This is a genomic window from Streptomyces sp. MMBL 11-1 (assembly GCF_028622875.1).
GTDB lineage: Bacteria > Actinomycetota > Actinomycetes > Streptomycetales > Streptomycetaceae > Streptomyces.
In genome coordinates this window covers 4,343,097-4,365,343 of the sequence record NZ_CP117709.1, presented here as the reverse complement: position 1 = coordinate 4,365,343, position 22,247 = coordinate 4,343,097, and the positions used below count along the sequence as shown (strand labels likewise).

Genomic DNA, 22,247 nt, shown 5'->3' with positions numbered 1-22,247 from the left:
GACGAGGACTAGGACCGCCAGCACAGGCCAGAACAGACGCATGAGTACGCAGTACGGCTCCGATGGGCATCCGGCAACGCAACGCGCCGGGTGCCCATCGGGCATTTAGTCTGAAGATCACCTAATACGGCCCCACTCTTTACGCCCCCGGTAGAGTGGGCGCTTCACGACAACTGCAGAGAACATCTCCACAGGGGCGCCGGGAAGTCTGGTCGGCATGTCCATCAGTCATGCCCTCATGCCGCCCCTGACCTGGAGGTCCTCTCGTGGCACCGCCCAACCCGCCCACGCCCGCGCCGCCCGCGCCGCCCCGGCGCCCGCTGCTCGGCCGGCTCTCGCTCACCGAGCGGAACTACGTGGCGGAAGCGCTCCGTACCGAGACGGTCGGCGGGGTGCTCCTGCTGGCTGCGGCGGTCGCCGCGCTCGTCTGGGCCAACGCCTTCGGCGGCTCGTACGAAACCGTCAGCAAGTTCCACTTCGGCATCGAGGCCATCGGCCTTGACCTCTCCGTCGCGCACTGGGCGGCGGACGGGCTGCTCGCGGTCTTCTTCTTCGTCGCCGGCGTCGAACTCAAGCGCGAACTGGTGGCGGGCGAACTCCGCGATCCGAAGGCCGCGGCCCTCCCGGTGGTGGCGGCCCTGTGCGGCATGGCCGTGCCCGCCCTCGTCTACTTCCTCACCGTGGTCGTCGGCGGCGGCTCGACGAAGGGCTGGGCGGTCCCGACCGCCACCGACATCGCCTTCGCGCTCGCCGTCCTCGCGGTGATCGGCACCTCCCTCCCGTCCGCGCTGCGGGCCTTCCTGCTGACCCTGGCCGTCGTCGACGACCTCTTCGCGATCCTGATCATCGCGGTGTTCTTCACCTCGGACCTGAACTTCCTGGCGCTCGGCGGGGCCGTCCTCGGCCTGGCCGCCTTCTACCTGCTCCTCCGTTTCAACGTCCGGGGCTGGTACGTCTACGTGCCGCTCGCCCTGGTCATCTGGGGCCTGATGTACAACAGCGGCATCCACGCCACCATCGCCGGTGTGGCGATGGGCCTGATGCTGCGCTGCAGCCGTCGCGAGGGCGAGAAGCACTCCCCCGGCGAGCACATCGAACACCTGGTCCGCCCGCTGTCGGCCGGGATCGCCGTCCCGCTGTTCGCCCTGTTCTCGGCCGGGGTCGCGCTGAACGGCGAAGCGCTGGCCGGCGTCTTCACCCGGCCCGAAACGCTCGGCGTCGTCCTCGGTCTCGTCCTCGGCAAGACGGTCGGTATCTTCGGCGGCACCTACCTCGCCGCCCGCTTCACCAAGGCGGAGCTCAACAAGGATCTGGCCTGGGCAGACGTCCTGGCACTCGCCGCACTCGCCGGGATCGGGTTCACCGTCTCACTGCTCATCGGCGAGCTCGCCTTCGAGGGCGACCCGGAGATGATCAACGAGATCAAGGCCGCCGTACTCCTCGGTTCGCTGACGGCGGCCCTGCTCGCCTGCGTACTGCTCAAGCTTCGGGTACGCAAGTACAAGGAGCTGTACGAGGCCGAGGAGCTGGACGAGGACGAATCCGGGGTACCCGACATCTACGAGCAGGACGATCCGGAATACCACCTGCGGATGGCCGCCATCCTGGAGCGAAAGGCGACAGAACACCGCCGTCTCGCCGAAGAGCGGGCGGGGGCAACGCGCGACGAGCCGAACAGTCCGGCATGATCTGACATCGGATGTGTCGAAGACGGAGAGGGAGTCAGGGATGAGCGACCCCGGCAACTACGCGGGCAGTGCGGACCGCAGCATCGGGCAGCTGGTCGCCTCGGCGACGGCCGAGATGTCCGCACTGGTGCACGACGAGATCGCCCTCGCCAAGGCGGAGGTACGGCAGGACGTCAAGCGCGGGGCGATCGGCAGCGCGGCGTTCATCGCCGCGGGCGTGCTGTTGCTGTTCACGATGCCGATGTTGAGCTTCGCGGCCGCGTACGGGATCCACAACCTGGGCCTGGGCCTGGCGTGGTCCTTCCTGATCGTGGCCGGTGCCTTCATCCTCCTGGCCGCCCTGATCGGATTCATCGGCCTGCGGAAGTTCAAGAAGATCAAGCCGCCGGAGAAGTCCATCGCCTCCGCCAAGCAGACGGCCGCCGTCCTGCAGAAGGCCAAGCCGCACCCGCGCCCGTCGATCGCGGCCGACGCGATCATCGAGCGCTCCGGCAGCAGCCTGGCGAAGAAGGGCATCGAGGGCGGCGGCTCCGGTAAGGACAGGGCCGACGCTGTGGCACGCTCATCCACATGACGGTTCCCGATTCCAGCGCATTCCGCCCGACGGGTCCGGTGGCCCCGGAGGGTCCGGGCGCCCCGGCCACGAGCCCGGTGGGCCGGGCCGCCACCGGAGCCACCGGGGCCACCGGGGCCACCGGGGGCCCGGTGCGCATCGCCGGGCCCTGGACCCACCGCGACGTGGCGGCCAACGGTGCGCGGTTCCACATCGCGGAGATGGGCGAGGGGCCGCTGGTGCTCCTGCTCCACGGCTTCCCGCAGTTCTGGTGGACCTGGCGCCACCAGCTGCCCGCGCTCGCCGACGCGGGCTTCCGGGCGGTCGCGATGGACCTGCGCGGGGTGGGCGGCAGCGACCGCACGCCACGCGGGTACGACCCCGCCAACCTGGCCCTCGACGTCACCGGGGTGATCCGCTCCCTCGGCGAGCCCGACGCGGCCCTGGTCGGCCACGACCTCGGCGGCTACCTCGCCTGGACCGCCGCCGTGATGCGGCCCAAGCTCGTCCGCCGGCTCGTCGTCTCCTCCATGCCGCACCCGCGTCGCTGGCGCTCGTCGATGCTGTCCGACTTCGCGCAGTCGCGAGCCGGTTCGTACGTCTGGGGCTTCCAGCGCCCCTGGCTGCCGGAACGTCAGCTCCTCGCGGACGACGCCGCCCTGGTCGGGAGCCTCATCCAGGACTGGGCGGGCCCCCGCACCCCGGAGTTCCCCGACGAGGACGCCCTGGACGTCTACCGGCGGGCGATGAGCATCCCCTCCACCGCCCATTGCTCGATCGAGCCGTACCGCTGGATGGTGCGGTCGATGGCGCGTCCGGACGGCATCCAGTTCAACCGGCGGATGAAGCGCCCGGTCCGGGTTCCCACGCTGCACCTGCACGGGTCGCTCGATCCGGCGGTCCGCACCCGTAGTTCGGCCGGGTCCGGCCAGTACGTCGAGGCGCCCTACCGGTGGCGACTTTTCGACGGTGTCGGGCACTTCCCCCACGAGGAGGATCCGATCGGCTTCTCCACCGAACTCATCAACTGGCTCAAGGACCCCGAGCCCGATCGGTAGCCGCCCGCCCCGCGTGGGCACGCGTGTCCGACGAACAGCCAATTGCCTGCCGCATAGGCCAATTGGCTGACTCGCACACGATTACCGACCTTGGGTCACGGGCACACGTCGGGGTATGGGCTGGACGCACGACTTCACTGACGAAGCACGCAACCGCCGCTCCACCGCATCAGCCGGTGTGAGCACTCATGAGGGGGGCGGCCCCCGCGGCCGGGTGCACGATGTGCATGACCTTCACCGTTCCCGTCTCGGGATTCCGCGCATCCTCCGCCGTCGGGCCCGCTGGGTCTCGGCACGGCTCCGCCACCCTCGTAACTGACCTTTTCCGGCGCTGATCCAGCGGGGACTGCGGGGACTGCGAGGCTGATCCACCAGGGCTGCGGGACAGCCCTCAGAGGGCGCAGCCCTGGCTGTCGACCTGCTGGTTGGCCTCAAGGCCGATCTCGATGTCCTCGCGGATCTCGTCGACCGTCAGCGCGTAGCCGGTCTCCGGGTCGTCGAGCGACTTGGCGAACACCACTCCGTACACCTTTCCGTCCGGAGTGAGCAGCGGGCCGCCCGAGTTGCCCTGGCGCACCGTCGCGTAGAGCGAGTACACATCGCGGCGCACCGTGCCCCGGTGGTAGATGTCCGGGCCGTCGGCGTCGATGCGGGCGCGGACGCGGGCCGAACGCACGTCGTACGCGCCGTTCTCGGGGAAGCCCGCGACGATCGCGCTGTCGCCGGTCTCCGCGTCGTCGTCCGGGTCGGTGAACTGCAGCGGCCTGGCCCGGAGATCGGGGACGTCCAGGACCGCGATGTCGCGCTGCCAGTCGTAGAGGACGACCTTCGCGTCGTACAGCCGGCCCTCGCCGCCGATCTGGACGGTGGGCTCGTCCACGCCGCCGACCACGTGGGCGTTGGTCATCACCCGGCGCTCGGAGAAGACGAAGCCGGTGCCTTCGAGGACCTTGCCGCAGCTCGGGGCCGTACCCACGACCTTGACGATCGACTTCTTGGCGCGGGCGGCGACCGGGCTCCCCACGAGAGCCGGGTCCGGGGCCTTGACCTCGGTGATCGGTTCGTTGGCGAACGGGCTGAAGACCTGCGGGAAGCCGTTCTGCGCGAGGACGGAGGAGAAGTCCTGGAACCAGTTGGGCGCCTGCTTCGGCATCACCCGGTCGACCCCGAGCAGCACCGAGGAGCTGCGGACCTCCTTGCCGAGCGTCGGCAGCGAGGTGCCCGCCAGCAGCAGGCCGATCATCCAGGCCACCAGCAGCATGGCCACCACATTGACCAGCGCGCCGCCGGTGGCGTCCAGGGCGCGCGCGGGCGACCACGTGATGTACCGGCGGAGCTTGTTGCCCAGGTGGGTGGTGAAGGCCTGGCCGACCGAGGCGCAGACGATCACGATGACGACCGCGCCGATGGCGACGGCGGTGGAGACCTCGGCGTCCTCGGTCAACCGGTCCCAGATGACCGGCAGCAGGTAGACGGCGACGAGGCCGCCCCCGAGGAAGCCGATCACCGACAGGATGCCGACGACGAAACCCTGGCGATAGCCGATGACCGCGAACCACACGGCAGCCAGCAGCAGCAGGATGTCCAGCACGTTCACCGTCTGTACCCTCGCAGTTCGTCACCTGGCCCGTCGGTGGTGACGGGGTCCGGGCCGGGCCCGGAACAGCGCAGCAGGACAGCCAGCGTGTCATGCGCGCCAGTCGAGCGGCACCTGCCTGTCCCTGTCCCAGGGCCGTTCCCATCCCGCGTAGTGCACGATCCGGTCGATCACGCCGGCCGTGAAGCCCCAGACCAGGGCCGATTCGACCAGGAATGCCGGGCCGCTGTGCCCGCTCGGGTGGACGGCCGTGGCCCGGTTCGCGGGATCCGTGAGATCCGCCACGGGGACCGTGAAGACCCGGGCCGTCTCGGCCGGATCGACCACACCGACCGGGCTGGGCGCGCGCCACCAGCCGAGCACGGGCGTCACGACGAAGCCACTGACCGGGATGTAGAGCCGGGGCAGCACGCCGAAGATCTGTACGCCCCGGGGGTCGAGCCCGGTCTCCTCCTCGGCCTCGCGCAGCGCCGCCCGCAAGGGCCCGGTGGTGGCCTGGTCGCCGTCCTCGGGGTCCAGGGCGCCGCCGGGGAACGACGGCTGCCCGGCGTGGGAGCGCAGGGTCCCGGAGCGCTCCATCAGCAGCAGCTCCGGCCCGCGCTCCCCCTCGCCGAACAGGACCAGGACGGCGGACTGCCGGCCCGCCCCGCTCGCGGGCGGCAGGAAGCGGCTGAGCTGCTGCGGCTGGACGCTGCGCGCGGCGCGGGCGACGGGGTCGAGCCATGCGGGGATGCCGTCGGTGGTCACGGCGACCCCGGCGTCGGCCATCCCGTCCATCGGTCCCGGCCCTCCCGGGCTTCCGTTCCTCAGCCACTCGGCGGAGCCGTTCCCGGCCCGTGCCATGCCGGGTGTGTACGCGTGCGTCATGGGCACCCCCGTTGAGTCACAACGCCTGTCGTCGGCCATTTCGTTCCGAGCCGTTCCGTCCTGAGGAGTGAAGGCGAAGGCGAGGGGGTGACCCTCACTCCGCCCCGAGCGCGGGTGCGGGCTTTCCCGGGTAGTCGGCGGGCGGGCTGAGCCGCTGGCCCGGATAGCCGCCCATCTCGTACTTCAGGAGCTTCGCGGCCTTCACCGGATCGGTCTCGCCCTCCCCGTACGAAGGACAGAGCGGGGCGACGGGGCAGGCCCCGCAGGCGGGCTTGCGGGCGTGGCAGATCCGGCGGCCGTGGAACACCACCCGGTGCGAGAGCATCGTCCACTCGTTCTTGGGGAAGATCCCGGCGACGACCGCCTCGACCTTCACCGGGTCCTCCTCGTCGGTCCACTTCCAGCGCCGCACCAGACGGCCGAAGTGCGTGTCGACGGTGATGCCGGGGACGCCGAAGGCGTTGCCCAGGACCACGTTGGCGGTCTTGCGGCCGACGCCGGGCAGCTTCACGAGGTCCTCCAGGCGTCCCGGGACCTCACCGCCGAACTCGTCCCGGAGCGCGGCCGAGAGGCCGAGCAGCGACTTGGTCTTGGCCCGGAAGAACCCGGTCGGCCGGATGATCTCCTCCATCTCCTCCGGCACGGCCGCCGCCATGTCCTCGGGCGTGGGGTAGGCGGCGAAGAGCGCGGGGGTGGTCTGGTTGACCCTCAGGTCGGTGGTCTGGGCGGAGAGGACCGTGGCCACGAGGAGCTCGAACGGGTTACGGAAGTCCAGCTCGGGATGGGCGTACGGATAGACCTCGGCGAGCTCGCGGTTGATCCGGCGCGCCCGGCGGACCATCGCGAGGTGCGACTCCGCCTTCGGCGCCTTGCGCACCGCGGCCCCGGCCCCCACACGGCCCCCGGCCTCCTTGCGGCCCGTGACCCCCTTGCGGCCCCCGGCCCCCTTGCGTACCGCGGCGACCCCGCCCGGCCTACCGGAAGTGCCGGATTCACCGGATTCACCGGATTCGCCGGGCTTTGATGATGACGACGATGGCACTGCGGACCTCCTGGCCGACTTCCGAAGCGGCTTCTTCCCCGGCTCTCCGGGGGAGCCGAGCGCGCCTTCGAGGGAGCCATTCGCGGCATTCTCGGGGCGCGACCGCGGCTGTTCGCCCACAGCGGAATCCCCGCCCTTCAGCACCCCGTCGACCCCCTTGGACCGCGCTCTCCCCGGCGTTCTGGACACCCGGCCAGCCTAGAGCCAGGCACCGACAACCACCGCTGTCACGGCGCATCCGCCCCCGATCGGCCCCCTGCCGTACGGTCCGGCACGCCCGTGCGTCAAACTGGTTTGTGATTGATCGCACTGTTTTACCGTCCGGCATGATGGGGACCACGGTTCCCTGGACAGGCCGACAAGGAGAGAATTCGTGGACGACGTTCTGCGGCGCGCCCCGCTTTTCGCGGCGCTCGATGACGAGCAGGCCGCGGAGCTCCGCGCCTCGATGAGTGAGGTGACCCTCGCGCGCGGAGACGCGCTGTTCCACGAGGGCGACCAGGGTGACCGCCTGTACGTGGTCACCGAGGGCAAGGTGAAGCTCCACCGCACCTCGCCCGACGGGCGCGAGAACATGCTGGCCGTGCTCGGCCCCGGCGAGCTGATCGGGGAGCTGTCGCTCTTCGACCCCGGCCCGCGTACGGCGACCGCCTCCGCGCTGACCGAGGTCAAGCTGCTCGGCCTCGGCCACGGCGACCTGCAGCCCTGGCTGAACGCCCGGCCCGAGGTGGCCACCGCTCTGCTGCGCGCGGTCGCCCGGCGGCTGCGCAAGACCAACGACCAGATGTCCGACCTGGTCTTCTCCGATGTGCCGGGCCGGGTCGCCCGCGCCCTCCTGGACCTGTCGCGCCGCTTCGGCGTCCAGTCCGAGGAAGGCATCCACGTCGTGCACGACCTCACCCAGGAGGAGCTGGCCCAGCTGGTCGGCGCCTCCCGCGAGACGGTCAACAAGGCGCTCGCGGACTTCGCGGGCCGCGGCTGGCTGCGCCTGGAGGCCCGGGCGGTCATCCTGCTGGACGTGGAGCGGCTGGCGAAGCGTTCGCGCTGACCCCGTCTCCGTACGCGAAGGGCCCCGCCGGCCGGGTACGTACCCCGTGCCTCCGCCGGCGGGGCCCTTCGCCGTGCACGGGCCGGCTCAGCTCTGGATCAGCCCGTGCTCGGTCAGGTACTCCAGCTGTGCCCGCACCGACAGCTCGGCGGCCGGCCACAGGGAACGGTCCACCTCGGCGTACACCTTCGCCACCACCTCCGACGGCGTACGGTGCCCGGCCTCCACCGCCGTCTCCACCTGGGCGAGCCGGTGCGCGCGGTGGGCCAGGTAGAACTCCACCGCCCCCTGCGCGTCCTCCAGCACCGGACCGTGGCCCGGCAGCACCGTGTGGACGCCGTCGTCGACCGTCAGCGACCTCAGCCGCCTGAGCGAGTCCAGGTAATCGCCGAGCCGCCCGTCCGGGTGCGCGACCATCGTCGTGCCGCGGCCGAGGATCGTGTCGCCCGTCAGCACCGCCCGGTCGGCGGGCAGATGGAACGAGAGCGAGTCCGCGGTGTGCCCGGGCGTCGGCACGACGCGCAGCTCCAGGCCGCCGGTGGTGATCACGTCGCCCGCCGCGAGGCCCTCGTCGCCCAGCCGCAGCTCCGCGTCCAGGGCCCGCACCTTCGTCCCCGTCAGCTCCGCGAACCGGCCCGCGCCCTCCGCGTGGTCCGGGTGGCCATGGGTGAGCAGCGTGAGGCCCACGCGCCGCCCGGACCGCTCCACCGCCTCGATCACCGCTCTCAGGTGGACGTCGTCGAGCGGCCCGGGATCGATGACGACCGCGAGACCGGAGTCGGGCTCGGCCACGATCCAGGTGTTCGTCCCGTCGAGCGTCATCGCGGACGGGTTGGGCGCGAGGACGTTGACCGTACGGGTGGTCGCGGGACCGGAGACCACGGTTCCGCGCGGCTGTCCGGGAAGAGCTGCCGCGTCGCTCACGCTCCACCGCCTGCCGGGCCCGCCGCGGGTACGTGCTTGGTGAACTCGTCGTGTCCCGGCCAGCTCAGCACCAGTTCGCCGCCCTCCAGGCGGGCCTGCGCGAGGACCGGGGCCATGTCCTGCCCGTCGGCCGCCCCGAGCGCCTCGGCGGCCGTCCTGAACGGCGCGAGGGCCCGCAGGGTGGTCACGGTGGGCGGCATCATCAGCAGCTCGCCCCGGTCGTAGCGGCGGGCCGCCTCGGCGGGGGAGATCCACACCGTGCGGTCGGCCTCGGTGGAGACGTCCCGGGTGCGCTGCCCCTCGGGGAGCGCGGCGACGAAGAACCAGGTGTCGTACCGGCGCGGTTCGAACTCCGGGGTGATCCAGCGCGCCCAGGCGCCCAGCAGGTCCGAGCGCAGCACCAGGCCGCGCCGGTCCAGGAACTCCGCGAAGGACAGGTCCCGGGCGACCAGCGCCTCCCGGTCGGCCTCCCAGTCCTCCCCGGTCGTGTCGCCGACCACGGTCCGGGCGGTCGGCCCGGCGAGGAGGACGCCCGCCTCCTCGAACGTCTCGCGTACCGCAGCGCAGACGACGGCCTGCGCCTCGGGGGCCGTCGCCAGGCCGAGCCGGGCGGCCCAGTGCTCCAGCGGGGGCCCGGCCCACCCGATCAGCCGGTCGTCGTCGCGCGGATCGACTCCGCCACCCGGATAGGCGTACGCGCCTCCGGCGAATGCCATGGAGGTCCGCCGGCGCAACATGTGCACGACAGGGCCGGCGGGCGCGCCGCCCTTCCCGCCCGGATCGCCACCCGTCCCGCCCGCCCCGGGTCCGTCCGGATCGCGGAGCAGCATCACGGTGGCGGCCCGCCGGGGTGTCGCGGGCGTCAGCTCACCGGCGGCGAGGGCCCGGATCAGGCCGGGCCATTCCGGGGGGTACCACTGACCTTGGGACATGGCCGGAGGCTATCCGGAACCGCGCCGATGTTCGAGGGGCTTCCTGATCGCGGTTCGAGAGGCTGCCCGATCGTCGCGGTGGCCCGCCATGCCCCGTACCCGCCCGGGATGCCCCGCACCCGCACGACCGGTCGTACGGGACCGATCCCGTACGACCGGTCCCGTACGACCGATCCCGCCCGGTCGAGGTGACCGGACGGGATCGGGGGGCCGGGCGACGAGGGGTACTCAGCCGTCGACGAGTTCCACCTGGACCTCGACCTCGACCGGCGCGTCCAGCGGCAGCACGGCGACGCCCACGGCGCTGCGGGCGTGCACGCCCTTGTCGCCGAGGACCGCGCCCAGCAGCTCGCTGGCGCCGTTGATCACGGCGGGCTGGCCGGTGAAGTCGGAGGCCGAGGCGACGAAGCCCACGACCTTCACGACGCCCTTGATCCGGTCCAGGTCGCCGGCGACCGACTTCACGGCGGCCAGCGCGTTGAGCGCGCAGGTCTTCGCGAGCTCCTTCGCCTCGTCCGGCGTGACCTCGGCGCCGACCTTGCCGGTGACGGCGAGCTTGCCGTCCACCATCGGCAGCTGGCCCGAGGTGTACACGTACGCCCCGGACCGCACGGCCGGCTGGTACGAGGCCAGCGGCGGCACGACGGCGGGCAGGGTCAGGCCGAGCTCGGCGAGCCGCGCCTCGACGGCGCCCGCCACTACGCCTTCTCCCGCTTCAGGTAGGCCACGAGCTGCTCGGGGTTGTTCGGGCCGGGAACGACCTGGACCAGCTCCCAGCCGTCCTCGCCCCAGGTGTCCAGAATCTGCTTGGTCGCGTGCACGAGAAGCGGCACGGTCGCGTATTCCCACTTGGTCATGGGCCCGACTGTAACGCCTGGCACGTACGGTCCCGTGCGTAGGCCGGGGCCGGACTGGTTAGGCTCGAATACGTGAGCAGGTTCCAGGTCGTCAGCGGCAAGGGCGGCACCGGTAAGACCACGGTCGCCGCCGCCCTCGCGCTCGCCCTCGCGACCGAGGGCAGGCGCACCCTCCTCGTCGAGGTCGAGGGCAGGCAGGGCATCGCCCAGCTCTTCGGTTCCGACGCGCTCCCCTACGAGGAGCGCAAGATCGCCGTCGCGCCGGGCGGCGGCGAGGTGCACGCGCTGGCGATCGACGCCGAACGCGCGCTCCTCGACTACCTCCAGATGTTCTACAAGCTCGGCAGCGCGGGCCGGGCGCTGAAGAAGCTCGGTGCGATCGACTTCGCCACCACCATCGCGCCCGGGGTCCGGGACGTCCTGCTGACCGGCAAGGCGTGCGAAGCCGTACGCCGCAAGGACAAGCAGGGCCGGTTCGTCTACGACCACGTGATCATGGACGCCCCGCCGACCGGCCGGATCACCCGCTTCCTGAACGTCAACGACGAGGTCGCCGGGCTGGCCCGGATCGGCCCCATACACAACCAGGCCCAGGCCGTGATGCGGCTCCTGAAGTCCCCGCAGACCGCGGTCCACCTGGTGACCCTCCTGGAGGAGATGCCGGTCCAGGAGACCGCGGACGGCATCGCCGAGCTGCGCGCCGCCGAACTGCCCGTGGGCAGCGTCTTCGTGAACATGGTCCGCCCTCACCTGCTCGACGAGGAGGCCCTGCGCACCGCCGCCGACGGCCGCCGCAAGGAGATCGCCAGGACGCTGACCCGGGCCGGAGTCACCGGTTCCGCGGCGCTCGTGCGCCCCCTGGTGGAGCAGGCGGCCGAGCACGCCGAGCGGGTCGGCCTGGAGCGGGAGCAGCGCGCGGTACTGGCCGGTCTCGGGCTGCCGACGGCGGAGCTGCCGTTGATCGGCGACGGGGTGGATCTCGCCACGCTGCACGACCTGGCCACGGAGCTCCGTAAGCAGGGCGCGGGGGAAGAGGGGGACGCATGACAGCGGACACATCCGGTACGGCCGCGGCCGGGGCGGGTCTGGACACGGACGCGTTGCTGGACGACCCCGGCATCCGGATCATCGTGTGCTGCGGCTCCGGCGGGGTCGGCAAGACCACGACCGCCGCCGCCCTCGGCGTACGGGCCGCCGAACGCGGCCGGAAGGTCGTCGTCCTCACCATCGACCCCGCCCGCCGGCTCGCCCAGTCCATGGGCATCGACCGGCTGGACAACGTGCCGAGGCGGGTCGACGGCATCGACGGCGAGGGCGAACTGCACGCCATGATGCTCGACATGAAGCGGACCTTCGACGAGACCGTCGAGGCGCACGCGGACGCCGAACGGGCCAGGGCGATCCTGGAGAACCCCTTCTACCAGTCCCTGTCGGCCGGGTTCGCCGGTACGCAGGAGTACATGGCGATGGAGAAGCTCGGGCAGCTGCGGGCCCGCGACGAGTGGGACCTGATCGTCGTCGACACCCCTCCCTCGCGCTCCGCGCTGGACTTCCTGGACGCGCCGAAGCGGCTCGGGTCGTTCCTCGACGGGAAGTTCATCCGGCTGCTGATGGCACCCGCGAGGGTGGGCGGCCGGGCCGGGATGAGATTCCTCAATGTCGGTATGTCGATGATGAGCGGCACCCTGGGCAAGCTGCTCGGGGGGCAGTTCCTGCGGGACGTCCAGACGTTCGTCGCCGCGATGGACACCATGTTCGGCGGCTTCCGCAGCCGCGCGGACGCCACGTACAAGCTGCTCCAGGCGCCCGGCACGGCCTTTCTCGTGGTGGCGACGCCGGAGCAGGACGCGTTGCGCGAGGCCGCCTATTTCGTGGAACGGCTGGCCGCCGAGAAGATGCCGCTGGCCGGTCTGGTGCTCAACCGTGTGCACGGCAGCGAGGCTTCGCGGCTCTCCGCCGAGCAGGCTCTGGCCGCCGCGGAAAATCTTGACGACAGCCGCATTGTGGATCAGAGGGCCGGGAAAGCTGGCCTTGGTGACCAGGAAGCCCCCGACCCGGCGGTCACTGCTTCCGGACCGACCGAGCCGCTCCTCTCCCCCGAGGCCGGCCGGGCGTCCGGGCCCGAGCCCGCAGCCGAGCACCAGGACACGACGGAGAACGAGCCGCCCCACGAGAACATCGCGACTCCCGCGACCGGCCCCGCCGAAGCGACCACTGACGAGATCGCCGACGTTGCCGTCGGCGTCGGTGCCGACGTGGGTGTCGGCGTGGGCGTCGAGGAACTGACGGCGGGTCTGCTGCGTCTGCACGCCGAGCGCATGCAGCTCGTCGCCCGTGAGCACCGCACCCGCGACCGCTTCACCGCGCTGCACCCCGAGGTGCCGGTGACGGCCGTGGCAGCGCTGCCCGGCGACGTCCACGACCTGGACGGCCTCCGGGCCATCGGCGACCGCCTGGCGGACGGTTCCGCGCCGGCCCCTGCCGGAGCGGCGTAGACACCGTTCACGGGGGCGGCGTAACACCGCCACCGAGGCAGCTGGTGCACCCTCCGGAGCACGCGGCCCGACCAGGCGGCACAGCGGCCCCGCGCAGGTACCAAAGCGGCCCTGACGCTCTGACCAGGTGCAATGCGGCCCCGGCCTGGCGGCACACGGGCCGGCCCAGCGGCGTCGACGCCTACCCGACGGCCGCGTACGTCTCGTGCAGTTCCTCGTCCTCCAGCCCGATGACTCCGGGCAGAATGCCGGTGGACCGCTCGTATTCGCTGCGCGCGGTCTCCAGCAGTCGGCGCCAGGACGTGACGGTGGGCCGGCGCCGCAGCAGTGCGCGGCGCTCCCGCTCCGTCATTCCGCCCCACACGCCGAATTCGACGCGATTGTCGAGCGCATCGGCCAGGCACTCGGTCCGCACCGGGCATCCGGTGCACACCGCCTTGGCTCTGTTCTGCGCTGCCCCTTGTACGAACAGTTCATCCGGATCGGTAGTGCGGCAGGCTGCCTGCGCACTCCAGTCGGTTACCCAGCCCATGCCGGCGCCGTCCTCTCCCGAATCGAGGCTCCCCCACGGCGGAAGCGGCATATTCACCGCTGCCAGTTGAGGACGTTACGGAAGGTGGGGACAGCACAACACCCCCTTCGGGCCCAATCTTGAATGGTCCGAACGGACTATGCGTATGCGGCAGATCACCCAGGGGAGTGAGCCGAGGACATGCGCGACTATCTCTGCGAAAAGAGGACAGTGCACTCAAGTTGCCAGGGACTTCTCGTGACATACAGGGCGTTTCGGGAGCGCCTCGATGGCTACGCGAAGGACAATGCGGTTGCTCATCCGCCGGGTGAAGAATGACCAGAAGATGCGCATGGGCATGCACGGGACTTGATACGGAACCGGACTGCTGTGACAGTTGAGAACAGCTTAGGCCAGAGCCTGTCCGTCTGTCCGGCGATTGAGAACGCGGGCGCCCCGCGTTCACGCACCCGCGCCGCGAGGCCCGGCACGCTCCCGCCGGAAAGGCCGCGGCCGGTCCGCCGGGCCGACGCCGGACAGGCGGACGGCCGACGGCGGGATGCGCCAACAAGCGGTCGACAGGCGGACGACAGGTGGCGGGACCCGCCCGGATGTCACGGTCCGGTACCCGAACGCTCCGAGAGACCCCTGCTCCTGCGACACGATCATCACTACGGATTAGGCTGCCCCCTATGCCAAAGAAGCGCTCGGGCGGGGGTCTCACCACGACCCAGCAGGCCGCCAAGTTCCTCGGTGTCGCCGCGCTCTCCGGAGCTGTCCTGGCAGGCATCGCGCTGCCCGCAGCCGGAGCGCTGGGGCTCGCCGCCAAGGGGACGGTCGAAGGATTCGACGAGATCCCCTCCAACCTCAAGACGCCACCGCTCAGTCAGCGGACCACGATCCAGGACCGCGACGGCGGCACCATCGCCACGGTGTACTCCCGTGACCGCACGGTCGTCCCGCTCAAGGACATCTCCCCGCACATGCAGGCCGCGATCATCGCGATCGAGGACTCCCGCTTCTACGAGCACGGCGCGGTCGACCTCAAGGGCATCCTCCGCGCGATGAACCGCAACGTGCAGGCGGGCGGGGCCGCGCAGGGCGCGTCGACCCTCACCCAGCAGTACGTGAAGAACGTCTTCGTCGAGGAGGCGGGCGACGACCCGGAGAAGGTCGCCGAAGCCACGCAGCAGACGCTCGGCCGCAAGGTCCGTGAGCTGAAGTACGCGATCCAGGTCGAGGAGGAGCTCGGCAAGAAGAAGATCCTGGAGAACTACCTCAACATCACGTTCTTCGGGCAGCAGGCGTACGGCATCGAGGCCGCCTCCCAGCGCTACTTCTCCAAGCGCGCCAAGGACCTCAAGCTGGAGGAGGCCGCGCTGCTCGCCGGCCTCGTCCAGTCACCGAGCCGCTACGACCCGGTCAACGACATCGAGGAAGCGACCAAGCGCCGCAACGTCGTGCTGGCACGGATGGCCGCGGTCAAGGAAATCTCGCGGGCCGAGGCCGACAAGGCCATGGAGACGCCCATCAAGCTGAAGGTCTCCCGGCCGAAGAACGGCTGCATCACCGCCGTCAGCGGCTCCGGCTTCTTCTGCGACTACGTCCGCAAGACGATCCTCACCGACCCCGCCTTCGGCAAGACCGACGAGGAGCGGGCCAAGCTCTGGAACCTCGGCGGCCTGACCATCCGGACCACGCTGGACCCGCGCGCCCAGAAGGCCGCCAACGAGGCGGCCACCGCGAAGGTCAACAAGGACGACAAGTTCGCGGCGTCCGTGGTGCAGGTCCGGCCGGGCAGCGGCAAGATCCTCTCCATGGGCCAGTCCCGCCCCTACGGCCTGGACCAGAAACAGAACGAGACCGTGCTGAACCTCGCCGTCAGCAACAAGATGGGCGGCAGCACCTACGGCTTCCAGACCGGCTCGACGTTCAAGCCGTTCACCGCGGCCGCGGCGCTGGAGAAGGGCATCAGCCCGGCGACGACGTTCTCGACGGACTGGAAGATGACGCTCAAGGAGCGGGACTTCCGGAACTGCTCCGGCTCCCCCGCCGGTTACGCGGACTGGCCCCTGCAGAACGAGCTGGAGTCCGAAAAGGGCACCTGGGACATGACGAGCGCGCTCGGCAAGTCCATCAACACCTACTTCGCGCTGCTGGAGCAGAAGGCCGGCCTCTGCGAGACCGTGGAGATGGCCAAGAAGGTCGGCTACGAGCGCGGCGACGGCAAGAAGGTCGTCGAGAACCCGTCGATCACACTCGGCAGTGAGGTGAGCACCCCGCTCTCCATGGCCGGCGCCTACGCCGCGTTCGCCAACCGGGGCACGTACTGCACGCCGATCGCCATCGAGTCCATCAAGGACCCGCAGGGCAAGAAGATCCCCGTGCCGAAGACGTCCTGCTCGCGGGCGATGAGCGAGAAGACCGCGGACACGATCAACCAGATGCTCAAGGGCGTCGTCGAGGACGGCACCGGCACACGGGCCGGACTCAGCGACCGGGACAACGCGGGCAAGACCGGTACGACCAACGACCGCAAGGACGCCTGGTTCGTCGGGTACACGCCGAACCTCTCCACCGCGGTGTGGGTCGGTGACGACGTCGGCGAGAAGAGCTCGATGTTCAACGTCACCATCGGCGGCCAGTACTACGACAAGGTCTGCGGCGGCTGTCTGCCCGGTCCGATCTGGCGCATCGCGATGACCGGAGCGCTGGACGCGTCGGAGACCCCCGGGTTCAACCAGGTCGCCGTCCCCCGGGGCAAGGAGAAGAAGGAGAAGGACGAGGAGAAGGGCGACCGGGACCGCGACCGCGGCGACGACGACGACCGCGATGACGCCAAGCCCGACCGCGGCAACGACCGGTTCCCCGGCATCGAACTCCCCGAGGGCATGATCGGCGGACCGGGCGGTGGCGGGCGCGGCCAGAACGGCCCCTGACCCACATCCGTACCCCTGCCCGTACCCGTACGGACAGCGCAGAGAAAAGGGGTGGGCGCCCCGGTCCTGGACCGGGGCGCCCACCCCTTTTCCGCGTCGTCTCCGGCCGCCGTGACGTCGGTCGCCGGAGACCTGGACCGGATCAAGGCGTCGTGAAGGTCGTGGGCTTCACAGCCTCCCCCGTACCTCAGCCGGCGAGGAGCTTCTTCACCGCGCCGGCGACCCGGCCGCCCTCGGCGAGCCCGGCGACCTTCGGGTTGACGATCTTCATGACGGCGCCCATCGCACGCGGCCCCTCGGCCCCGGCGGCCTTCGCCTCCTCGACGGCGGACGCCACGATCGCGTTCAGCTCGTCGTCGGAGAGCTGCTGGGGCAGGTAGCCGTCGAGCAGCTCGCCCTCCGCCTTCTCCCGCTCGGCCTGCTCGGTCCGGCCGCCCTGGGCGAAGGCCTCGGCCGCCTCCCGGCGCTTCTTCGCCTCCCTGGCGATCACCTTCCGCACCTCGTCGTCGGAGAGCTCGCGCGCCGACTTGCCGCTGACCTCTTCCTTGGTGATCGCGGTGAGGGTGAGCCGAAGGGTGGACGAGGTCAGCTCGTCACGCGCCTTCATGGCCGTGTGAAGGTCTTCCTTGAGCTTGGACTTGAGCGTGGTCATGCCGCGATTGTGACAGGTGCGGGGCCCGGGCCGCCCACCGGTTTTCCGGCCGCCCCACCGGTTTTCCGCTCACGGTTCCGCTTCTGCGACGATGGGCGCATGCGCGCACGCTACGGAGTACCCCTGAAAGTCACGGCAGTCGGAGCGGCGGTGGGCGCGGCCGGACTCGCCTACGCCGCCGGGTTCGAGGCCCGCTCGTTCCGCCTGCGACGCGTCACCGTTCCCGTGCTCCCGTACGGGGCACGTCCGTTGCGCGTGCTCCAGGTCTCCGACATCCACATGGTGAGCGGCCAGCGCAAGAAGCGCGCCTGGCTCCAGTCGCTCGCCGGGCTGCGCCCCGACTTCGTCGTGAACACCGGCGACAACCTCTCCGACCCGGAGGCCGTGCCGGAGGTGCTCGACGCGCTCGGCCCGCTGATGGAGTTCCCGGGGGTGTACGTCTTCGGCTCCAACGACTACTACGGCCCCAAGCTCCGCAACCCCGCGCGCTACCTCCTGGAGAAGGCCCGGGGCAAGCACGGCCTCAACGGCAACGCCCCCGCCGTCGGCGTCGTCCACAACCCGTGGGAGCCGATGCGCGACGCCTTCGACAAGGCAGGCTGGCTGAACCTGTCGAACACCCGGGGCTGGCTCAAGCTCGACGGCCTGGAGCTGGCGTTCACCGGCCTGGACGACCCGCACATCAAGCGGGACCGTTACGCCGAGGTCCAGGGCGGCCCTCCGAGCGGCGCCGACCTCTCCATCGGCGTGGTCCACGCCCCGTACCTGCGCTCCCTGGACGCCTTCACGGCCGACGGCTACCCCTTGATCCTGGCGGGCCACACGCACGGCGGCCAGCTGTGCATCCCGTTCTACGGGGCGCTGGTCACCAACTGCGACCTGGACACCGACCGGGTCAAGGGCCTGTCCAGCCACACGGTCGGCGACCGGCGCGCCTACCTCCACGTCTCCGCGGGCTGCGGCACCAACCGCTACACCCCGGTCCGCTTCGCCTGCCCGCCCGAGGCCACTCTGCTGACACTGACGCCGAAGGCCTGAGCGAGGCCCCCGGGCCGGGGCCGGGGGCCCTGACGCCGAGCCGTCGGGGCGGGGGGGCACGCGGGCCGGAGCCCCTGACGCCGAGCCGTCGGGGCGGGGGGCATGCGGGCCGGCGGACGCGTCGCGGAGGTCTTCCCACCCGCCCACGGTCACATCATGACCCCGCCCCGGGCCTGCCCGCCCCCAGGAGCCTGCTGGCCCGCCGCCGCGAGCCCCCTGCTCCACACGGCGCCCCCTGACCATCGCCGCGCGCTGGCTCCTGCTGACGGCCCCCGGACCCTGCGCCCGGCCCGCATCCCGCTCTGGCTGTCCGCCCCGCGGCCTACCTGGCCCTCACCCTGGCCTGCGGCGCCCTGCTCTCCCCCGGCGCCCCGGCCCGCTACCCGTACCCGTTCCTCGACGTCGACACGTATCGACACGTACGGCTACGCAGGCGCCCTCACCCAGGCCCTCGCCCTCGGCCTCCTCTTCGCGGCCCTGGGCATCCTGATCACCACCGTGGACCGTCTCCGGCCGAACGTGGCGGGATGGTTCCAGCACCGGAGAAACCGGATTTCGCCTCCGGCCGCCGGTGGGCTAAAGTAATCGATGTCGCCGGGAGTCCGGTGGACATCGGGGTGTAGCGCAGCTTGGCAGCGCGCTTCGTTCGGGACGAAGAGGTCGTGGGTTCAAATCCCGCCACCCCGACAGCTGAAACACCAGGCCAGGGGCCTGATCCACTTAGTGGATCAGGCCCCTGACTCGTTCCTGGGGTCATCTTGGGAGCCGTTTGGGAGCCAAGCACGGGAGGCGGCTCCCCGTCGGCTCCCAGAGGGATGCGGGGAGGCCAACCGCGGAGCGGGGCTGCTATGACCAAGGCCGCACATGCCCTGGGCTTGGAGCGCTCGACCTAAGCCGCCAGGCGGGCGAGGGACAGAGGGGAAAGTCTCGCCATGGTTGCCGGTCGGCTGCCGGGGCCGATCCCGCTCACCGGGCGGGCTGACTATGGAGGGGACTGCGGCGCTCCACGACGCAGGCAGGGCCAACCTGGCCCCGTGGGCGGTATCTAGCAGGGCGCGCCGCGCCCAGTCGGCAACAGATCAGCTGTCAGTGCGTCGATACTCCACGGGCCTCGCACTCACCTTCACGATGACACCGGCGTCGGCAAGCTCTCGGAGCACCTGGCGTGCCCGCTTCTTCCCGGTCGCCACATCAGCTGGACGGTATCCCGCTCCGAACAGGGCCGCCAAGGCGCGTTCAGCGTCCCAGGTCCCATAGAGGGCGTGGATGGCCTCGCTGAGAATTTCAGCGTGAGTCTGAGTGCTGCTCATATGCCCTCCGAGGTTGCCTGCCAACTCGCCTTACCGTAAGGGCAAGATGGGCAAAGAGGGTTGTCCTGACTTCGCACTCATTCGCCACCGAACGAGCGATTGTGGGACCCGCGCCGTCACTGTACGTTTCCGCGTATGGATCGGCTTGGCTCGGAGGGGACGGGATGCCTGGATACGGCCGCGCAGACAGCGAGTGGGACGTGCTCGTAGACGCCGGACGGGGATTCCTCGTCGAGCGCGCGAAACTTGGCAAGCTCACCTCCTACACAGAGCTCAGCGTCACCCTGGCCAAGCGAACCGGCTGCCGCGCCTTCGACTTCGACCGGGCTGATGAGCGCGCGGCCGTGGGGCATCTGCTCGGATTGATCGTGGAACGGGATCAGGAGATCACCCCTTCCGACCCTCCTGTCATGCTCTCGGCACTGGTGAACTATCTGGGTGCCAACGACGCCGGATCCGGTTTCTACCAGCTGGCCAAAGACCTCCGGCTTCTGCCTATGAGTGCATCCGCAGACGAGAAGTTCGAGTTCTGGATTACGCAGGTGAAACGGCTCTACGAACGCCATGGGGCAAGTCCGGCCGTGGCCTGAGCACTACGGGCCAGTGCAGCAGGTGAGCAGAGCGGCACCTACGTAGCCCCCCGCCCTGGTTGAGTCCGAGCCGACATGAACCGGCTGGGCGCTTCCGCGCCCGTACCGTCGGACGAAGCCGCAGTCGGTACGGGCGCCGAAGACGCAGTCAGGCGTCGGATCCCCCGAAGCGCTCCCTGTAGGACTCCAGGTCCTCCTCCGTGATCTTCGCGAAGAGCACCGGCGGGACCGTGAACGGCGTGCCGGCCGGGACCGAGGCCAGGGACTTCGCCTCTTCGGCGGTCACCCAGGTCGCGGTGTCGGCGGTCAGGGCGAAGGCGCCCCGCATCGCGGCCGCCGAGGCAGGGATGAAGGGTTCGGAGACGATTGCGTACAGGTGGATGAGGTTCATCGCGGTGCGCAGGGTCAGGGCCGCGCCCTCCGGGTCGGTCTTGATCTCCAGCCAGGGGGCCTTCTCCTCCAGGTAGGAGTTGCCCGCCGACCACAGGGCCCTGAGCGCCGCACCGGCCTTGCGGTACTGGAGGGTGTCCATGTGCTCCTCGTACTCGGCGAGGAGGCGGGCGATGTCGCCGCCCAGCCGTGCCTCCGGCTCGCCTGCCGCGTTGCCCTCGGGGACCTCGTCGCCGAAGCGCTTGCGGGAGAAGGACAGGACGCGGTTGACGAAGTTGCCGAGGGTGTCGGCCAGGTCCTTGTTGACCGTGGCGGCGAAGTGCTCCCAGGTGAAGGAGGAGTCGTCGGACTCGGGAGCGTTGGCGATCAGGAAGTAGCGCCAGTAGTCGGCCGGCAGCGTCTCCAACGCGGCGTCGGTGAAGATGCCCCGCTTCTGCGAGGTGGAGAACTTCCCGCCGTAGTACGTCAGCCAGTTGAAGCCCTTGACGACGTCGACCTTCTTCCACGGTTCGCGCACGCCCAGCTGGGTGGCGGGGAACATCACCGTGTGGAACGGGACGTTGTCCTTCGCCATGAACTGCGTGTAGCGGACGGTGTCGTCGGCCTCGTACCACCACGACTTCCAGTCGCGCCTCTCGCCGTCCGGGGCGGCGTCCGCCCACTCCTTCGTCGCGCCGATGTACTCGATCGGGGCGTCGAACCAGACGTAGAAGACCTTGCCCTCGGCCGCCAGCTCCGGCCAGGTGTCCGCCGGGACCGGCACGCCCCAGTCCAGGTCGCGGGTGATCGCCCGGTCGTGGAGACCCTCGGTCAGCCACTTGCGGGCGATGGAGGAGGACAGCTGCGGCCAGTCGGCCTCGTGCCGGGCCACCCACGCCTCGACCTCGTGCTGGAGCTTCGACTGGAGCAGGAAAAGGTGCTTGGTCTCGCGGACCTCCAGCTCCGTGGAGCCGCTGATCGCCGAGCGGGGCTCCAGCAGGTCCGTCGGGTCCAGGACGCGGGTGCAGTTCTCGCACTGGTCGCCGCGCGCCTTGTCGTAACCGCAGTGCGGACAGGTCCCCTCGACGTAACGGTCGGGGAGGAAACGGCCGTCGACCGGCGAGTACACCTGGCGGATCGCCCGCTCCTCGATGAAGCCGTTCTCCCACAGCTTCCGCGCGAAGTGCTGCGTGATCTCGACGTTCTGGTGCGAAGAGCTGCGGCCGAAGTAGTCGAAGGCAAGCTCGAACCCGTCGTACACAGCCTTCTGCGCGTCGTGGGCCCGGGCGCAGAACTCCGCCACCGATGCCCCAGCCGCCTTGGCCGCCAGCTCGGCCGGCGTTCCGTGCTCGTCGGTCGCGCAGATGTACAGGACGTCGTGACCACGCTGGCGGAGGTACCGGGAGTACACGTCCGCCGGAAGCATCGACCCGACCATGTTGCCCAGGTGCTTGATCCCGTTGATGTAGGGAAGCGCGCTGGTTACCAGGTGTCGAGCCATCCTTGGATGCTCCATTTCGTACGTTTGGCGCCGGCGGCAGTGCCCGCGGCGGACCGAAGTCGGGAGGGTGCAGCAGGCGCGACCGCACAGGGGCGCTCAACCGTGTCACGCATGGTGACGGCCGGAGCTGCAAGCCGCCGCAATCGTATGGCACCCGGGTGCCACTCCGCCGAGTCGTTCACCGTCGGCCGGGCTCGCGCGGAAAGGCGCTCGGCCGTCCGGGACAGGCGGCCAAGCGAGTCTCGAACGGCCGAGGCGGTCCTCATATTAGGCCCG

At 70.5% G+C, this 22,247-nt stretch carries 21 protein-coding genes and 1 tRNA gene; 11 read left to right on the top strand and 11 right to left on the bottom strand.

Annotated features, from left to right (window positions below):
- Positions 1-266: 266 nt before the first annotated feature.
- The 4 genes from nhaA to PSQ21_RS19175 all read left to right on the top strand — a co-directional run bounded on the left by nhaA (position 267) and on the right by PSQ21_RS19175 (position 3,618).
- Positions 267-1,688 carry a Na+/H+ antiporter NhaA gene (gene nhaA / locus PSQ21_RS19190; RefSeq protein WP_274031818.1) on the top strand — a complete coding sequence of 474 codons (1,422 nt, stop codon included), beginning with the start codon at positions 267-269 and terminating at the stop codon, positions 1,686-1,688.
- Between the two features lie 40 nt (positions 1,689-1,728).
- Positions 1,729-2,262: a phage holin family protein gene (locus tag PSQ21_RS19185; RefSeq protein WP_274031816.1), complete on the top strand. Its 534-nt coding sequence runs from the start codon at positions 1,729-1,731 to the stop codon at positions 2,260-2,262.
- Positions 2,259-3,299, top strand: a complete 1,041-nt coding sequence (locus tag PSQ21_RS19180; protein WP_274031814.1) for an alpha/beta fold hydrolase — start codon at positions 2,259-2,261, stop codon at positions 3,297-3,299. The genes PSQ21_RS19185 and PSQ21_RS19180 overlap by 4 nt, the downstream gene beginning before the upstream one ends.
- Before the next feature lie 115 nt (positions 3,300-3,414).
- Positions 3,415-3,618: a hypothetical protein gene (locus PSQ21_RS19175; RefSeq protein WP_073740733.1), complete on the top strand. Its 204-nt coding sequence runs from the start codon at positions 3,415-3,417 to the stop codon at positions 3,616-3,618.
- Positions 3,619-3,690: 72 nt separating this feature from the next.
- Here the strand turns inward: PSQ21_RS19175 and PSQ21_RS19170 are convergent, their stop codons facing one another.
- The 3 genes from PSQ21_RS19170 to nth form a co-directional block, all read right to left on the bottom strand.
- The gene (locus tag PSQ21_RS19170) at positions 3,691-4,896 is read right to left on the bottom strand and encodes a MarP family serine protease (RefSeq protein ID WP_274031813.1); all 1,206 of its coding nucleotides are present in this window, start codon (positions 4,894-4,896) and stop codon (positions 3,691-3,693) included.
- A gap of 90 nt (positions 4,897-4,986) precedes the next feature.
- Complete coding sequence (locus PSQ21_RS19165) at positions 4,987-5,763, bottom strand: NUDIX hydrolase (protein WP_274031812.1); 777 nt, start codon at positions 5,761-5,763, stop codon at positions 4,987-4,989.
- Between the two features lie 94 nt (positions 5,764-5,857).
- Positions 5,858-6,805 carry an endonuclease III gene (gene nth, locus PSQ21_RS19160; protein ID WP_397989399.1) on the bottom strand — a complete coding sequence of 316 codons (948 nt, stop codon included), beginning with the start codon at positions 6,803-6,805 and terminating at the stop codon, positions 5,858-5,860.
- Between the two features lie 373 nt (positions 6,806-7,178).
- On the opposite strand from nth, the gene PSQ21_RS19155 reads away from it, so the two are divergent.
- Positions 7,179-7,853, top strand: coding sequence for a Crp/Fnr family transcriptional regulator (locus PSQ21_RS19155; protein ID WP_003967450.1), 675 nt, complete (start codon positions 7,179-7,181; stop codon positions 7,851-7,853).
- An 87-nt stretch (positions 7,854-7,940) separates the two neighbouring features.
- On the opposite strand, the gene PSQ21_RS19150 is transcribed toward PSQ21_RS19155, so the two are convergent.
- The 4 genes from PSQ21_RS19150 to PSQ21_RS19135 form a co-directional block, all read right to left on the bottom strand.
- Complete coding sequence (locus PSQ21_RS19150; protein ID WP_274031807.1) at positions 7,941-8,777, bottom strand: MBL fold metallo-hydrolase; 837 nt, start codon at positions 8,775-8,777, stop codon at positions 7,941-7,943.
- The gene (locus tag PSQ21_RS19145) at positions 8,774-9,709 is read right to left on the bottom strand and encodes an NUDIX hydrolase (RefSeq protein ID WP_274031806.1); all 936 of its coding nucleotides are present in this window, start codon (positions 9,707-9,709) and stop codon (positions 8,774-8,776) included. Before PSQ21_RS19145 ends, PSQ21_RS19150 begins: the two co-directional genes overlap by 4 nt.
- A 228-nt stretch (positions 9,710-9,937) precedes the next feature.
- Positions 9,938-10,408 (bottom strand): RidA family protein, encoded by a 471-nt coding sequence (locus PSQ21_RS19140; RefSeq protein ID WP_274031805.1) that lies wholly within the window; start codon positions 10,406-10,408, stop codon positions 9,938-9,940.
- Positions 10,408-10,566 (bottom strand): DUF4177 domain-containing protein, encoded by a 159-nt coding sequence (locus PSQ21_RS19135; protein ID WP_003967454.1) that lies wholly within the window; start codon positions 10,564-10,566, stop codon positions 10,408-10,410. Before PSQ21_RS19135 ends, PSQ21_RS19140 begins: the two co-directional genes overlap by 1 nt.
- A 72-nt stretch (positions 10,567-10,638) precedes the next feature.
- Between PSQ21_RS19135 and PSQ21_RS19130 the strand changes: the two genes are divergently transcribed.
- Both PSQ21_RS19130 and PSQ21_RS19125 read left to right on the top strand, forming a co-directional pair.
- Positions 10,639-11,613, top strand: a complete 975-nt coding sequence (locus PSQ21_RS19130) for an ArsA family ATPase (RefSeq protein ID WP_274031802.1) — start codon at positions 10,639-10,641, stop codon at positions 11,611-11,613.
- On the top strand, positions 11,610-13,061 hold the full coding sequence (locus tag PSQ21_RS19125; protein WP_274031801.1) for an ArsA family ATPase: 1,452 nt from the start codon (positions 11,610-11,612) through the stop codon (positions 13,059-13,061). The genes PSQ21_RS19130 and PSQ21_RS19125 overlap by 4 nt, the downstream gene beginning before the upstream one ends.
- Positions 13,062-13,242: 181 nt before the next feature.
- Here PSQ21_RS19125 and PSQ21_RS19120 read toward each other — a convergent pair whose 3' ends face one another.
- Positions 13,243-13,593, bottom strand: coding sequence for a WhiB family transcriptional regulator (locus tag PSQ21_RS19120; RefSeq protein ID WP_006126397.1), 351 nt, complete (start codon positions 13,591-13,593; stop codon positions 13,243-13,245).
- 671 nt (positions 13,594-14,264) lie between these two features.
- On the opposite strand from PSQ21_RS19120, the gene PSQ21_RS19115 reads away from it, so the two are divergent.
- Positions 14,265-16,511 (top strand): transglycosylase domain-containing protein, encoded by a 2,247-nt coding sequence (locus tag PSQ21_RS19115; protein WP_274031800.1) that lies wholly within the window; start codon positions 14,265-14,267, stop codon positions 16,509-16,511.
- A 187-nt stretch (positions 16,512-16,698) separates the two neighbouring features.
- On the opposite strand, the gene PSQ21_RS19110 is transcribed toward PSQ21_RS19115, so the two are convergent.
- Positions 16,699-17,163, bottom strand: coding sequence for a GatB/YqeY domain-containing protein (locus tag PSQ21_RS19110; protein WP_274031799.1), 465 nt, complete (start codon positions 17,161-17,163; stop codon positions 16,699-16,701).
- A gap of 99 nt (positions 17,164-17,262) precedes the next feature.
- Here PSQ21_RS19110 and PSQ21_RS19105 point away from each other — a divergent pair, with 99 nt between their 5' ends.
- Both PSQ21_RS19105 and PSQ21_RS19100 read left to right on the top strand, forming a co-directional pair.
- Positions 17,263-18,201, top strand: a complete 939-nt coding sequence (locus PSQ21_RS19105; RefSeq protein WP_274031798.1) for a metallophosphoesterase — start codon at positions 17,263-17,265, stop codon at positions 18,199-18,201.
- A 613-nt stretch (positions 18,202-18,814) separates the two neighbouring features.
- Positions 18,815-18,888, top strand: a tRNA-Pro gene (locus PSQ21_RS19100).
- 392 nt (positions 18,889-19,280) lie between these two features.
- Here PSQ21_RS19100 and PSQ21_RS19095 read toward each other — a convergent pair.
- Positions 19,281-19,511 (bottom strand): hypothetical protein, encoded by a 231-nt coding sequence (locus tag PSQ21_RS19095; RefSeq protein WP_164349541.1) that lies wholly within the window; start codon positions 19,509-19,511, stop codon positions 19,281-19,283.
- A gap of 164 nt (positions 19,512-19,675) precedes the next feature.
- Between PSQ21_RS19095 and PSQ21_RS19090 the strand changes: the two genes are divergently transcribed.
- Entirely contained in the window at positions 19,676-20,101 is a 426-nt protein-coding gene (locus PSQ21_RS19090) for a hypothetical protein (protein WP_274031797.1), read from the top strand.
- 148 nt (positions 20,102-20,249) lie between these two features.
- Here PSQ21_RS19090 and metG read toward each other — a convergent pair whose 3' ends face one another.
- Positions 20,250-21,971, bottom strand: coding sequence for a methionine--tRNA ligase (gene metG / locus PSQ21_RS19085; RefSeq protein ID WP_274031796.1), 1,722 nt, complete (start codon positions 21,969-21,971; stop codon positions 20,250-20,252).
- Between the last annotated feature and the right edge of the window lie 276 nt (positions 21,972-22,247).